The sequence below is a fragment of the Rhizobium sp. BR 315 genome (genome assembly GCF_050577975.1).
Lineage (GTDB): Bacteria > Pseudomonadota > Alphaproteobacteria > Rhizobiales > Rhizobiaceae > Rhizobium > Rhizobium miluonense.
Map to the genome: position 1 here is coordinate 1 of NZ_JARWKZ010000092.1, position 13,897 is coordinate 13,897.

The 13,897-nt window shown below is 59.9% G+C and carries 15 protein-coding genes and 1 pseudogene; 9 read left to right on the forward strand and 7 right to left on the reverse strand.

What is annotated here, in order from left to right; all coding sequences use genetic code 11:
• Nucleotides 1-668: 668 nt before the first annotated feature.
• Nucleotides 669-1,115: a hypothetical protein gene (locus QD409_RS34125; RefSeq protein ID WP_245298205.1), complete on the forward strand. Its 447-nt coding sequence runs from the start codon at nt 669-671 to the stop codon at nt 1,113-1,115.
• Nucleotides 1,116-1,167: 52 nt separating this feature from the next.
• On the opposite strand, the gene QD409_RS34130 is transcribed toward QD409_RS34125, so the two are convergent.
• Nucleotides 1,168-1,875 (reverse strand): glutathione binding-like protein, encoded by a 708-nt coding sequence (locus QD409_RS34130; RefSeq protein ID WP_092856527.1) that lies wholly within the window; start codon nt 1,873-1,875, stop codon nt 1,168-1,170.
• 214 nt (nt 1,876-2,089) lie between these two features.
• On the opposite strand from QD409_RS34130, the gene QD409_RS34135 reads away from it, so the two are divergent.
• The gene (locus tag QD409_RS34135; protein WP_092856530.1) at nt 2,090-2,533 is read left to right on the forward strand and encodes a DoxX family protein; all 444 of its coding nucleotides are present in this window, start codon (nt 2,090-2,092) and stop codon (nt 2,531-2,533) included.
• 75 nt (nt 2,534-2,608) lie between these two features.
• On the opposite strand, the gene hisG is transcribed toward QD409_RS34135, so the two are convergent.
• From hisG to hisS, 3 genes are all read right to left on the reverse strand, one after another.
• Nucleotides 2,609-3,304, reverse strand: coding sequence for an ATP phosphoribosyltransferase (gene hisG / locus QD409_RS34140; RefSeq protein ID WP_092856533.1), 696 nt, complete (start codon nt 3,302-3,304; stop codon nt 2,609-2,611).
• Nucleotides 3,304-4,422 (reverse strand): ATP phosphoribosyltransferase regulatory subunit, encoded by a 1,119-nt coding sequence (locus QD409_RS34145; RefSeq protein ID WP_092856536.1) that lies wholly within the window; start codon nt 4,420-4,422, stop codon nt 3,304-3,306. The genes hisG and QD409_RS34145 overlap by 1 nt, the downstream gene beginning before the upstream one ends.
• Before the next feature lie 192 nt (nt 4,423-4,614).
• Complete coding sequence (gene hisS, locus QD409_RS34150; RefSeq protein ID WP_430764915.1) at nt 4,615-6,138, reverse strand: histidine--tRNA ligase; 1,524 nt, start codon at nt 6,136-6,138, stop codon at nt 4,615-4,617.
• 125 nt (nt 6,139-6,263) lie between these two features.
• Between hisS and QD409_RS34155 the strand changes: the two genes are divergently transcribed.
• Both QD409_RS34155 and QD409_RS34160 read left to right on the forward strand, forming a co-directional pair.
• Nucleotides 6,264-6,791, forward strand: coding sequence for a 2'-5' RNA ligase family protein (locus tag QD409_RS34155; protein WP_092856542.1), 528 nt, complete (start codon nt 6,264-6,266; stop codon nt 6,789-6,791).
• A gap of 242 nt (nt 6,792-7,033) precedes the next feature.
• Nucleotides 7,034-7,364 (forward strand): annotated as a pseudogene (locus QD409_RS34160) (zinc-binding dehydrogenase); the annotation flags it as partial.
• 48 nt (nt 7,365-7,412) lie between these two features.
• On the opposite strand, the gene QD409_RS34165 reads toward QD409_RS34160, so the two are convergent.
• Nucleotides 7,413-8,465 carry an aldo/keto reductase gene (locus QD409_RS34165; RefSeq protein ID WP_092856545.1) on the reverse strand — a complete coding sequence of 351 codons (1,053 nt, stop codon included), beginning with the start codon at nt 8,463-8,465 and terminating at the stop codon, nt 7,413-7,415.
• Nucleotides 8,466-8,770: 305 nt separating this feature from the next.
• On the opposite strand from QD409_RS34165, the gene QD409_RS34170 reads away from it, so the two are divergent.
• Nucleotides 8,771-9,475: an HAD family hydrolase gene (locus tag QD409_RS34170; RefSeq protein WP_092856548.1), complete on the forward strand. Its 705-nt coding sequence runs from the start codon at nt 8,771-8,773 to the stop codon at nt 9,473-9,475.
• A gap of 3 nt (nt 9,476-9,478) precedes the next feature.
• On the opposite strand, the gene QD409_RS34175 is transcribed toward QD409_RS34170, so the two are convergent.
• On the reverse strand, nt 9,479-10,003 hold the full coding sequence (locus QD409_RS34175) for a hypothetical protein (protein ID WP_092856551.1): 525 nt from the start codon (nt 10,001-10,003) through the stop codon (nt 9,479-9,481).
• A complete protein-coding gene (locus QD409_RS34180) occupies nt 10,000-10,629 on the reverse strand; it encodes a DNA-3-methyladenine glycosylase I (protein ID WP_092856554.1) in 630 nt (209 codons plus the stop codon). The genes QD409_RS34175 and QD409_RS34180 overlap by 4 nt, the downstream gene beginning before the upstream one ends.
• Nucleotides 10,630-10,931: 302 nt before the next feature.
• On the opposite strand from QD409_RS34180, the gene QD409_RS34185 reads away from it, so the two are divergent.
• The 4 genes from QD409_RS34185 to QD409_RS34200 all read left to right on the forward strand — a co-directional run bounded on the left by QD409_RS34185 (nt 10,932) and on the right by QD409_RS34200 (nt 13,618).
• Complete coding sequence (locus QD409_RS34185) at nt 10,932-11,714, forward strand: L,D-transpeptidase (protein WP_092856557.1); 783 nt, start codon at nt 10,932-10,934, stop codon at nt 11,712-11,714.
• On the forward strand, nt 11,711-11,878 hold the full coding sequence (locus tag QD409_RS34190; RefSeq protein ID WP_159432231.1) for a hypothetical protein: 168 nt from the start codon (nt 11,711-11,713) through the stop codon (nt 11,876-11,878). The genes QD409_RS34185 and QD409_RS34190 overlap by 4 nt, the downstream gene beginning before the upstream one ends.
• Before the next feature lie 59 nt (nt 11,879-11,937).
• Nucleotides 11,938-12,636 carry a L,D-transpeptidase gene (locus tag QD409_RS34195; RefSeq protein WP_092856560.1) on the forward strand — a complete coding sequence of 233 codons (699 nt, stop codon included), beginning with the start codon at nt 11,938-11,940 and terminating at the stop codon, nt 12,634-12,636.
• Between the two features lie 310 nt (nt 12,637-12,946).
• Nucleotides 12,947-13,618, forward strand: coding sequence for an outer membrane protein (locus QD409_RS34200; RefSeq protein ID WP_092856563.1), 672 nt, complete (start codon nt 12,947-12,949; stop codon nt 13,616-13,618).
• Nucleotides 13,619-13,897 lie beyond the last annotated feature (279 nt).

The window sequence follows — 13,897 nt, forward strand, 5'->3', positions numbered from 1 at the left end:
GGATCGTAGGGGGGACGACCTGTCGAGGCCTCAACCGCTCGCCTGAATCCGAGCTGCGCAACATCAAGCCCATCGACAAAGGCATCGATCACCCGCACCGCAGCATCTGCCGCAACGTAATCCTCGATCCGGGCTGGCAACAGCGACGTCTGACCCCGATCAGTCCCTGAAATGTATCCCATGAAAATGGCCGCATCGTTTCCAATGCGGCCACCTTAATTGATTTGCCGGACTTCTCACACAGGCTGCTCGGGCCGCCCTTTTTGCTGTGCCAAAACAACACTTGCACAAGCTTGGCAAGCTCTCCTGGCAATGCAAATTATGCAACCTCCCCATTGCCGTTTTAAAAAAAGCCCCTATAACTCGCAGCGCAGCGATTTTGGAGAGTTAGCTGCAATGCACGGAAATTTTACTGATTTTGGACAGGATTAACCTGCGGCTTGGCTTGGCCATGACCTTAACGGGTTGGAGTCGTCCGAATTTATTACTTGAAAACGACTTCGCAGGTCGGATCACCATCCGAAGACATTGTTGAGAAATAACAACAACAGAGATGCGGCTCTGTTTTCTTCATGACGGTGCGGCGGGCAAACAGACCTTCCACCCGGTTCATCTGAAATTCAAACGAGACGCGCAGGAGCCTATGCGCTCAAGTGGTGGGGATCAGCTTGTTCAAGATTGCCAAAGCAAATTTTGCCGCACCGTTTGCGCCTGGTTCGCTGGCGTTCGATAGCCACGATCCCGATCTCCTCGCGCAATTCTGCGTTTCCGAAGGCTGGACCGGCGACCTGTCGAGCGGCCTCATCAAGCTCGGGCAGTGGAGCACCATGCTGCATGGGCTGACCTCTTCCGAGTGCGGCCTCCTGAGCCTGATGCACTGTTATGACGCGCAGGACCGCGCGCGCATCCTCGACCTTTTCGAACAGGCGGCAACCGCCGCATCCAGCTTCTGCTATTCCACCACGACCCTTGGCGCCAATGGCCATCGCCAACCGATCTTCTGTGTCGGCGAATCCATCGCCGCGGATGGGAGACACGCCGGCAGCATGGTCGGCATGTTCCTCTTTCCGCGCTTCAAGCTGGAGCCGGGGAGCCAATTGGCGACCCGGCAATAGGCCAGGATGGAACGAGCGCAAGGGCATCCGCCCTCATTGCGCCCAGGCAGCATCAATCCCGCTTTGGAATGTTCAGGCCAACCTGGCTTGCGGGACGCGCAAGGGCGCGCTCCAGCCAGGCCATGACTGCGGGGAAGCTTTCGAATTCGAGAACTTCACGGCCACCATAGAAGACGTCGACTCCGCGAACCCAGGGAAACGTCGTGATGTCGGCGATGGTATAGTCGTCGCCCATAATCCACTCGCGCCCCTGCAGGCGGCTTTCGAGAATACTCAGGAGACGCTTGGCTTCGTCGCGGTAGCGCTCGACCGGATAGGAGTTGTTGGCGACCTTATCGGCGGCAAATTTGAAGAAATGGCCGAACTGACCGAACATGGGGCCAACGCCTGCCATCTGGAAGAAAACCCATTCCAGCGTCTCGTAGCGCCTGGCGGCATCCTGAGGCATGAGCTTGCCGGTCTTCTCGGCGAGATAGACGAGGATCGCACCGGATTCGAACAGGCCGATCGGTTTGCCGTCCGGGCCATTGGGATCGATGATCGCAGGGATGCGGCCGTTCGGGTTCAGCGAAATGAATTCCGGCGACTTCTGATCGTTGGCGCTGAAGGAGACCAGATGCGGCTCATAGGGGAGACCAAGTTCCTCCAGCGCGATCGAGACCTTCACGCCGTTCGGCGTCGGCAGCGAATAGAGCTGGATGATGTCCGGATTGCTGGCAGGCCAGCGCTTCGTGATCGGAAATGACGAGAGGTCGGCCACTGGAATCACTCCTTAAGATTATGATTTGGCGATGAATTGCCGCCACCATAGCCGATATCGCACGGATGGAAAGAGGGCGGTAAATCCGCCATTGTTCAATGATTGTGAACTAATTGTACGCAGTTGTTTATCTTTTCAGCCACCGAAAAATCATGGATATCAGTCTCCAGAAATTGTCGCCACTCAGTCCAAACCCAATTCACTGGAGACCGTCATGTCCAATAGCAACAACATCATCATTCTCGTGGCGCGCATCCTGCTCGCCTTCATGTTCATCTTCGCCGGCTTCGGCAAGCTGACTGATCCGGCCGGCACCGCAGGCATGATCGCCGGCGCCGGCATGCCCTACGCAACCCTCCTCACCTACCTTGCTGGCGCGTTCGAATTCGTCACGGGCGTCTGCGTCCTGATCGGCTTCCAGATCCGCATCGTCGGCTGGCTGCTCGCCGCCTTCTGTGTCTTCACCGGCATCGTCTTCCATCTGGGGACAGTCAACGTTCCGGATTTCCCGGCTGCCGCAAACGGCTGGATCAATGGCCTGAACTTCGTCAACTTCCTGAAGAACGTCACGCTCGCCGGCGCATACATCATGCTCGCCACCAACGGCGCAGGCCTCTACTCGGTCGATGCACGCCGCGGCGCTTACGCAACCGCCTGATCGCTGAGTATCTCCCAAGACAAAAGGCCCGCCGGAATTCCGGCGGGCCTTTTGCGTGAATAGAAAACTGGAAGGTCAGAGCGCGCTGCGCACGGCTGAAATGATGCGCTGGACCATCGGATCGCCTTCGTGGCTTTCCTTGCGCGCGCGCACCAGGCACGCCTCCGAGCGCAGGATGATCCCATCCGACAGGATCTTCAGATGATTGGCCCGCAATGTCGAGCCCGTGGAGGTGATATCGACGATGATGTCGGCGGAGCCGGCGGCCGGAGCACCTTCCGTCGCACCGAGGCTTTCGACGATACGATAGAGCTGGATGCCATGCTGGCTCGAAAAGAACTGCTGCGTCAGCCGCCAGTACTTCGTCGCGACCGTCAGCCTGTGGCCATGACGGGCACGGAAATCAGCGGCGACATCGCCGAGATCGGCCATGGTATCGACATCGAGCCAGATTTCCGGCACCGCGACGACGACATCGGCATGACCGAAGCCAAGCCTTGCGCAGAATTCGACGCGGCGATCGGCCTCCGCCATGCCTTCGCGCACGAGGTCTTCGCCGGTAATGCCGAAATCGACGCTGCCATTGCCGATCTCACGCGAGATTTCCGAGGCCGACAGGAACGCGATCTCGACGCCTTCTAAGCTTTCGACACGGCCGCGATAGGAGCGATCGTTACCAACGGCGACGATGGGCATGCCGGCGCGCTCGAAAACAGCCGAGCAATCGTCCTTCATCCGGCCCTTGGAGGGCAGCGCAATGGTGATGGTCATCAGGCGACCCTCGCGGTTTCGATGCGGTCGAGCCAGAGCGCGAAGCCGACGGCGGGGATATGGTCCCTGGCGCCGAGCAGGGTCATCAGCCGATCGAAGCGGCCGCCGCCGGCGAGCACCGCGCTCGATCCTGCCACCGTCACTTCGAAGACGAGGCCGGTATAATAATCGAGGGGACGGCCGAAGGCCGCGCGATAGTCTATCTTCGAGGCGTCGACACCGGCTTTGGCCAATGCGGCGACGCGGGCATCGAAGCTTTCCATTGCCTTGCCGAGCTTCAGGCCTGCCGCATCGGCAAAGCCGGCCAGGGCCGCAGAGGCGTCCGCCAAAGGCACGCTCAGGGACAGGAACTCTTCCAATACGAGGAATGCGGCGTCATCGAGCCGCGTTTCGGACAGGACCAGCTTCTCGCGAAGACGGCGGGCGATCTCCTGTGGCGAGCGGCTGGCATTGGTGGAGTAGCCGGTTGCCTGCATGGTGGCATCGATATGCCTGATCAGCCCCTGCTCGTCGCCGCGGCTGAGGAAATCGAGCACATGCGCGTCGAGCCCGGTGACAGGCTGCGGGCTTGCCAGACGCGCCAGCAGCGTTTCGAGCTGCATCATGTTGCCGAAGGCGTGGATCAACCGCTTCTGCCAGCCGGATGGCAGTCCGAGCGCCTGCACCACAGCCTCGAACACGGCCTGATCGCCAAGCGTCACCGAGAGCGGCTTGCCCGGAACGAGCCGGTTCAGGAGACCGATGGCATCGCCGATGGCGCGCGCATCGGCGCTTGCGGTGTCGCCATCGCCCAGATCTTCGATGCCGGCCTGATAGAACTCATGGCCGCCTTCGCGGCGCTGGCGAAAGATCTCGCCGAGGTAGGAATAGCGCTTCGGCGTGCCGGTCGCGGTTTCGATATGGCGCAGGCAGACCGGAATGGTGAACTCCGGACGCAGGCAAAGGCTGGCGCCGGTTTCGCTTTCGGTCATGAAGATGCGCCGGCGAAGATCCTCGCCGGCCATGTCGAGAAAGGGTTCGGCCGGCTGGATGATGGGCGTATCCACCCGCTCCGTCCCGCGAACGGCGAACTCGTCCAGCAGATCGCCGGCAAAATCTGGAAGGTTGATCAGGGGCATGGGATAAGAACTCCACTAAAGCCCCTCATCCGGCCTGTCGGCCACCTTCTCCCCGTTTGGACGGGGAGAAGGGGATGGGCGCGCCTTCTATCTCCCCTCACTTCTGTGGGAGCCGATGGACCGCAAGAAAAAAGGTCGTCCCCTCTCCCCGTCAACGGGGAGAGGGCTAGGGTGAGGGGCAAAGCCACACGCTCAGACATTGCCGAGCGCCCTCTTCCGGTCTTCCGCCTGCGCCGCCAATATTGCCTTAACCTTTGCGATGAGCTCGGCTTCCGGCACGGTTTCCTGCGCGACACGGGCTTCACGCCAGCTTGCATTGTCCTCGATCTCGCCGGAGAGGCGCTTGCCTTCGATCAAATCCTTGATCTGGACGACGCCCTCAGCGCGCTCGTCGCCGCCCTGGATGATGGCGATCGGGCAGCCCCGACGGTCGGCATATTTCAGCTGGTTGCCGAACTTCTTCCAGTTGCCCTGGAACATCTCGGCGCGGATGCCGGCAGCACGCAGCTGCTGCGTGAAGCGCTGGTAGCGGCCCATGGCATCGACATCGCCATCCATGACGGTGACGAGTACGGGCTCGATCACCTCCTCAGTGCCGAGCTTGCCAAGGTTCTTCAGCGCCGTCATCAGGCGCGAGACGCCGATGGAGAAGCCGGTGGCCGGCACAGGCTGGCCCATGAAGCGCGAGACGAGCCCATCATAACGGCCGCCGCCGCCGACCGAGCCGAAGACGACCTTCTCGCCCTTCTCGTTGGTGACATCGAACGACAGCTCGGCCTCGTAGACTGGGCCGGTGTAGTATTCGAGGCCGCGAACGACGGACGGATCGATCTTGATGCGATCGGCGTGATAGCCGGCGCTGATGACGAGGCTGCCGATAAAATTCAGTTCGTCGACACCCTCGACGCCGTTGGACGTGCCGGCAACCAGCTCGGCAAGCTGAACGGCACTTTCGGCATAGTCCTTGATACCGACGAAGAAGAGCACCTTCTCGATCTGATCGGCATTGAGACCGGCACCCTTGGTAAAGTCGCCGGACTCATCCTTGCGGCCGGGGCCGAGCAGCAGCGCCACGCCCCCCGGACCGAACTTGTCGAGCTTGTCGATGGCGCGCAGCACGTTCAAGCGCTGAGCAACCTTGTCATCGCCGCCGAGGCCGATCGCCTCCAGCACGCCGTCGAGAACCTTGCGGTTGTTGACGCGGATCACATAGTCGCCGCGCTTGATGCCCAGAGCTTCCAGCGTATCGGCCATCATCATGCACATCTCGGCATCCGCCTGCACGCCCGGTGCGCCGACGGTATCGGCATCGAACTGCATGAACTGGCGGAACCGGCCCGGGCCTGGCTTCTCATTGCGGAAAACATAGCCGGCGCGATAGGTGCGGTAGGGAAGCTGGATCTCGTTGAAATTCTCGGCGACATGACGGGCAAGCGGCGCCGTCAGGTCGTAGCGCAGCGACATCCACTGCTCGTCGTCATCCTGAAGCGAGAACACGCCTTCGTTCGGCCGGTCGCTGTCGGGCAGGAACTTGCCAAGCGCATCGGTATATTCGAACAGCGGCGTTTCGACAGGATCGAAACCATAATGCTCGTAAACCACCCGGATCTTGGAGGTCATCTCGTTGACAGCGCGAATGTCGCTGGCCGAACGATCGACAAAGCCACGCGGCAGGCGGGCCTTGAGCTTCTGCGGTTTCTTCTGTTTGTCGCTCATATCTAAGGTAATCCGGTACGGGAACAGTGGCGGTTAACTAGCGGATTGGGCTGAATGCGGCAAGGATTGTTCTATGCTAACGACGGACAAACGGACAAAAAGCCAGATGAGGCGAGATAGACACCATGCCACATGCAATCGTTCTGAAATGTGCCAATGACAGCGCCGCTCCGGTTTTGGATCTCTGGCGGCAGGCAAGCAGGTTCGAAACCACGCCATCCATGGAGGCGCTGAACTATCCGCCGCATCTCACCCTTGCCGTCTATGCGGATATCGCTCCCTCCTCGCTTTTTGCGGCTATTCAAAAAGTCTTCAGCGAGATGCCGCCCTTATCGATCGAATTCTCCGGCATCGACCATTTCGCAAACGAGATGCTGGTGCTTTGGGCGCGTCCTGCAGACGATCGAGTCTTGAGGAAAATACACGCCGCCATTCACGACGAGATCGATCCCGCCCTTTGCCATGAGCATTCCCGTCCGGATCGGTGGCAACCGCATTGCACGATCGCGATGAAGATCCCAGCGAACTCGGCGGAACAGGCGCTGAAATGGGCTGCGGGAACGCCGGCCCGATTTACGCTCACCTTCGACACGGTGGATTGCATAAGCTTTCCGCCGGTCGAGATTCTGAATGAGGTCAAGCTGCTGCCTTGATCGCCTCACAGTGTCCCCAAGATGCGATTTGTGCGTGCTTTGGCAGCCGGCGCAGCTCGGCTCCCGCTCATGCGCCTGCTTACGATCCTGACGATGTTGATTGCCTGGCTGAAGAAGCACGGCAAGTAATTCATTCGATCATGGGAGGCTGCACGCGAGCGTCGCCTCTCTCACCGCTCAGTCCATGATTCCAGGCAGGCGTGTTGCCAACTGATCGATGACCACGCGCAAAGGCGCTTGGTGTCCATCACGGCATCGACCACATCATAGAAATCGCCGGCGGGCCGAACTTCGCTCAATCGTTGAAGGCGGTAGCGCCGCATGGCCGGATTTCCGTCATCGGCGTCCTCGAAGACTTCGATATAATCGGTCCTGCGGCACCGCTGCAGTTAACGTCTCCGGTCGTGCAAGGCATCGGTGTCGGCCATCGCCGCTCGCTCGAGGATTTCGCGCGCGGTCGACAGCATCGGCCTGAAGCCCGTCATCGACCATCGCTACGGCCTCGGCGAGGTTCCGACAGCCTTCGATCATCTCGATCGCGGTCCCTTCGGCAAGATCGTCATCGAGCTGTAATAGCCGCCGGGCCGCCACGAAGAATGGCAGCCCGGCTTCTGCATGATATCAGGCTTTCGGCTCGAAAGGCTGCGGCACCCGCAATGTGCCCTGGCGGGCGAGCATCCAGGCGGGATATTCGGGCGCAAGCGCACTGACTTCATCGAGCTTGGCCATATCGTCGGCATCAAGCTTCAGCTTGACTGCGGCGAGATTCTGATCGAGCTGGTCGAGACGCTTGGCGCCGATGATGATGCTGGTGACGAAGGGTTTAGCCAATATCCAGGCAAGCGCCACGGTTGCAACGCTGGAGCCGTGCTTTTCCGCCACTTCACGCATGGCGGCAACGCAGGCCCAGGCACGGTCCTTGTCGACGGGCGGGAAATCGAAGCTTGCACGCCGGCCCTCGCCATTGCCGGGAGCGCCGGGACCATATTTGCCCGAAAGGAGACCGCCGGCGAGCGGCGACCAGACCATCAGTCCAAGCTTCTCTTCCGCCATCAGCGGCACGATCTCGCGTTCCAGATCGCGGCCGGCGATGGAATAATAGGCTTGCACGGTTTCAAAGCGAGCGAAGCCGCGGCGTTCGGAAATGCCGAGCGCCTTGGCGATGCGCCAGGCCTGCCAGTTGGAAACACCGACATAGCGGACGAGGCCGCGCGAAACGAGATCATCCAACGCCCGCAGCGTCTCGTCGATCGGGGTTACCCGATCCGTGGCATGGATCTGATAGAGGTCGATGTGATCGGTCTGCAGACGGTCGAGGCTTGCCTGCACCGAATCCATGATATGGCCACGCGAGGCGCCGCGGTCATTCGGCTTGTCACCCATGACACCATAGACCTTGGTGGCGATAACGACATCCTTGCGGGGCACGCCGAGGTTTTTCAGGGCCTGGCCAAGCAACTTCTCGGAGTTGCCGAAGGAGTAGACATCGGCCGTGTCGATGAAATTGATGCCGGCGGCGAGCGAGCTTTCGACGATCTTGTCGGCCAGCGCCTGGTCGACATCGGCGATCGCACCCCAGAGACTGTTGTTGGGACTGGCTTCACCGAAGGTCATCGTGCCCAGGCAAAGTTCGGAGACGAACATGCCGGTATTACCGAGTTGATTGTAACGCATAGGAGAAAATTCCCTTGTAGCCGGCTGGAACAGGCTTCCGGCCGATGAGTTCTTATCTCTTGGTTATAATTTGGCCTCGGCACGGCGGCGGCTTGTTCGCGCCGCCTTGGAGAGGTCACCAGACAGTCGTCGAAGCCCGGCCCGGAAGCCGGCGCGATCGAGACAGTATCGACATAATGCACCGGAATCCGATTTCAACGCGAGACCTGCTATCGATCACGATGCGGTTACCAGCACTTACACTTGCGTCCCGGACGGCGGAGGATAGACTCCGGAGTTCATCCCTTAAGCGGAACGGAAACACCATGACGCAACGCCCGCTCACCACGATCGGCTTCGATGCCGATGACACGCTTTGGCAGAACGAACAGTTCTACCGGCTGACGGAACTGCAATTCACCGATCTACTCATCGATCATGCCGACAGCGACCATATTTCTGCGCGACTGCTCGAAGCCGAGAAGCGCAATTTGCGCCACTACGGATTCGGCATCAAGGGCTTCACGCTGTCGATGATCGAAACGGCCATCGAAATCACGGAGGGCGAGGTGCCGGCGACCGTCATCGCCCGGATCCTCGACATCGGCCGCGATCTTCTCGCTCATCCCGTCGAAACGCTGCCGCATGTGCGCCAGACGCTGGAAGCCCTGTCCGGCAACTATCTACTGGTGCTGATCACAAAGGGCGACCTTTTCGATCAGGAGCGCAAGCTTGCCCAATCCGGCCTCGGCGATCTTTTCGATGCGATCGAGATCGTCTCGGACAAGAACGCCTCCACATATCGCCGCATCTTTTCCAAGGTGGGAGATGGGCCTGAGCGAGCGATGATGATCGGCAATTCGCTGAAATCAGACATCGTGCCGGCACTCGCCGCAGGCAGCTACGGCGTCTTCGTGCCGCACGAACTCACATGGTCCCTCGAACATGTCGAGGAGCCGACCGAAGCGCCGCGCTTCCGCAAGATCGGTCATCTCGGCGAGCTGTATAGCGTGATCGAGGCCTTGTCTTAGGCCTCACTGTCCCTGCTTCGATCGCGACGGGAAAAGCGTCGGCCCTTGATCCTTCTGCTGATCGGCAGGCTGCTGCTGCGAGGCCGGCGGATTGGGATCGATGAGGATCTCGTAGGGAGCGCCGAGACCGCGGCGGCGGGTGACGCGAGAATAATAAGGCTTGATCAGCCAGGTGGTATCTTCGTTGAGGGTGATGTCGGCGGTGTCGCCATCCTCGTCCGTGCCGAAGAAGGATTCATCATCGTTCGACGACAGATCGAAGATCGCCATAAAGGTGTATTTGCTCTTCGAGCTGAAGGTGATCCGCACATGCTGACCCTTCTTCAGCGGCAGCGTGTAGACCTTGCCCTTGCCGAACTTCGTCCAGCCCGTCAATTTTTCGAGAACGGCCGGGAAACCGAGTTTCTCGATCTTCTCGCCACGATCAAGCTGCGGCAGCGTCTGGCGAGGGGCATCCTCGGCGCTGGCGGCTGCGGCGCCGACCAGTATGAGCATCGCTACCGAAAGGCCGAGCAATATGCCTCTCATGGCCGCACCAATGCACAGCGCATCGCCTCCACCTCTTTCCGGCAATAGCAGCCTTCGATGTGATCGTTCACAAGGCCCATGGCCTGCATGAAGGCATAAACTGTGGTCGGGCCGACAAAGGTCCAGCCGCGCTTCTTCAGATCCTTCGAAATCCGCACTGAGGCCGGTGTCGTCGGATTGGCGCGAAGATGCGCGAAGTCGAAGATCTCGGGACGCTCGGCGGCGCCCGGCTCATGGCTCCAGAAATAGCGTGCGAGCGAACCGAATTCGTCACGCAGCTCGATAGCGCGGCTTGCATTGTTGATGGTGGAAACGATCTTGCCGCGATGGCGGATGATGCCGGCATCGGCGACGCAGCGCTCGATATCGGCCTCGTCGAATTTGGCGACCTTTTCGAAATCGAAGCCGGCAAAAGCGGCGCGGAAGTTCTCGCGCTTGCGCAGGATCGTCAACCAGGAAAGGCCGGATTGGAATCCCTCCAGGCAAATCTTCTCGAAGAGCCTGATGTCGTTGACGACAGGGCGCCCCCATTCCTCGTCATGATAGCGCTGATATTCCGGCAGGTTGCCATGCCAGAAGCAGCGATCTCTGCCATCCTCGCCGGTGATGATGCCCGTTTCAGCCATTTTAGCGATTCGTCTCCCATTTCAGCGCGCACCACCGGAAACCGGCAAGCAACTATCGGATAAAAACAGATCAATCAAACGTTTAAAATCATAGGCGGATTTCAACGAACGCGCATTCCGATTCCTGATTTACCATTTGCAAACCACATTTCCAAACCAGGCGGTAACCCTGATAAAGCTTTATCGGCTTCTCGGCATTTTGATGAATAGATGTTTACCATTCGCTCGCGCGCAGGTGGCACCATAGTCTCGACCGGGTGCTGTCGCGCCCATCCTCGGCCCATGTGTAGAGAGTTTGTCCGATGATGAAACATGTCGTTCTGTGCGCCGCCGGCGCTCTGAGCCTGCTTGCCTCCACCGCCTTTGCCAACGATCGCTACCAGTCGCGCCCGCCTGTTATCGTCAGTCCCGATCTGACCGCCCCCTGGGTAACGCAGCTTAGCGGCGGCGGCGTGCAGCCCGTCGTCTATGCCCGTCCAATGGCACGCCGTGCAGCCGATCCTCGAATGGAACAGCAGGCCTATCCGCAGGTGCGCCAGGTGGTGCAGCCGCGCGGCCTGTTCTCGCGCCCAGTCGTGCAGCAAGTTGCGATGACCCGCCCGCAATATCCGGCAGTCCGCGGCCAGGTCGACCCGCAATTCCTGCCACAGATCGTCGACTACCAGACGAAGGAAAAGCCCGGCAGCATCGTCATCGACACCAATAATCGCTTCCTCTATCTGGTGATGGAGGGCGGCAAGGCACGCCGCTATGGCGTCGGCGTCGGCAAGCCCGGCTTCGAATGGGCCGGCGCGCATACCATCACGCGCAAGCAGGAATGGCCGGACTGGACGCCGCCGTCCGAGATGGTGGCACGGGAGGCCGCAAAGGGACATTATCTGCCGGCCCGCATGGAAGGCGGCGAAGCCAATCCGCTCGGCGCGCGCGCCATGTATCTCGGCTCCACTCTCTATCGCATCCACGGCACCAACGCGCCCTGGACGATCGGCAGCGCCGTTTCCTCCGGCTGCATCCGCCTGCGCAACGAAGATGTCACCGACCTTTACAACCGCGTGAAAGTCGGAACGCGCGTCATCGTGATGTGATCGACCAGCCATCGGAAAACAGCGCGGTGCGCATGGCCGAGGGAGGCCTCAAAGTTCGTCGCGCCGACGTCACCTTTCTCTACACTATTGCTGCGGCTATTCCTCAATCGCTGATAGAAGAAAAGCCTGTTTTTCCGGACCAATCTTTGCAACCGGCATTTTGATCTTGATCCCCTCGTAGGTTTCGGTAGTTTCTTGCCGACTTCAGCGAGGGGAATGCCATATGAGAACAGGACTATCCGTCGTAGCGGCAGGCGTCGTTGCGACTTTTCTTCTTGCGGCCTCGAATGCCGCTGCCTTTACCGCTTCTGCTCCTTCCGCAACGCCAGCCGCACGCAGTGACGTGGTTCGGGTCGCGATGGAACCGCAGGGCCAGGTCAAGCCGCAATTCCAGCGTCGGATGGTCAGGCTGTCGACCAACGAGGTGCCCGGCACGATCATCATCGATACCAATAACAAGTATCTCTATCTCGTCGAAGGCGACAACCGCGCAAGACGATACGGCATCGGCGTCGGTCGCGAAGGCTTCGGATGGTCGGGCGTGGTCAAGGTCGGCCGTAAGGCGGAATGGCCGGGCTGGACGCCGCCGCCGGAGATGCGCGTCCGCGAAGCCAAGAAGGGCCACAAGCTGCCGTCCTATCAAGAGGGTGGTGAGGACAATCCGCTCGGCGCACGCGCCATGTACCTCTATCACAACGGCAGCGACACCGCCTTCCGGATCCACGGAACGAATCAGCCCTGGAGCATCGGCCTGAACATGTCGTCCGGCTGCATCCGCATGATGAACAAGGATGTGACGGATCTCTACGATCGGGTTCCGATCGGCACCAAGGTCATCGTCGTCGGTCCCGGCAACAAGCAGGGCGAAGTCAGCTATCAGGATCGCGGCATCGACGTGCTGAGGACCTTGTTCGGCGGTTGATAGACCGGCCGATCCGCCACTTCTGCGCAGATCCGAGCATAAAGAGCGCCCCGAGCAAATGACACGGCAGAGCCGGCATGCTCGGGGCGCTCGCGACCTCGTACAAATACCGCGTGTCCCCGCCGTTACACGCACTGTTGCGTCATTGTTACAGCCGCAAACCTATCGCGCTACCCTACCGATAAGGGTCATTTACATTCAGTTTCATGTCAGCTCTCCTACCTAAGCCGTCGCTGCTTACCAGTGACTGCAATGGACGCATAACTGACGCGTGTTTAGCTAGCGACACTCTGCCATTCGGGGATTCTACATGCATCGTGCATTTCGTTTCAAACAGCAGGCCGTATCCGCACTTGCGATTTCAGCGTTCTTGTTTGCTGCCGGCTCTGCCTCGGCGGGAATGCAGCTCTCAGGCTATGGCGGCTTTCAAGGCGCGACCGGCGGCAATGTGAAGACATCGGACGGTGCCGATTTCGACCCTGACTGGTCCGGCAAATCCTTCAAGATGCCACCCTATTTCGGCTTCCGGGGCATCTGGTGGCTTGACGATTTCGGCAAGTCGAACTGGGGCGTGTCGCTCGACTACAGCCATGCGAAGGTTTACGGCAATCTCGGCAATACGCCCGGCTGGTCGCACTTCGAGTTCACCGACGGCTTGAACATGCTGACGCTGAACGCGCTCTATCGCTTCCAGGACCCGAGCCGCAACTGGACGCCCTATGTCGGCCTCGGCGCCGGTATCAACGTGCCGCATGTCGAAGTCACCCGCGCCTCGGGCACGACCTTCGACTACCAGTTCGGCGGCGCATCGCTGCAGGCACAGGCCGGTGTCAGCTACCAGCTCTCCCAGCACTGGTCGACCTTCGTCGAATATAAGGGCAACTACAATTTCGTGAACGACGTCTCGATCGACAGCGGCGATACGCTCAAGACCAGGGTCTTTACCCACGCCGTCAACTTCGGCGTCTCGTTCAACTTCTAGAGCAATTCCAGGAAAGTGCGCAGCGGTTTTCCGTCCGGAATTGCGTAAAAACAATGAGTTAGATGGTGTAACGGGCGGAGCCCGGCCAGCCAGGTTTGAATGGCTGGTGGTCGTCCCTCACAATGATGGTGTCGCGGAGTCAGGAGAGACCTGCTCCATAGCATCACGGAGAGACGACCATGAAGCAGTATGCCGGCATCGACGTATCATTGGAATACTCAAGTGTGTGCGTGGTGGATGCGGATGGCCGCATTGTGCGTGAAGCAAAGGTCCACAGTG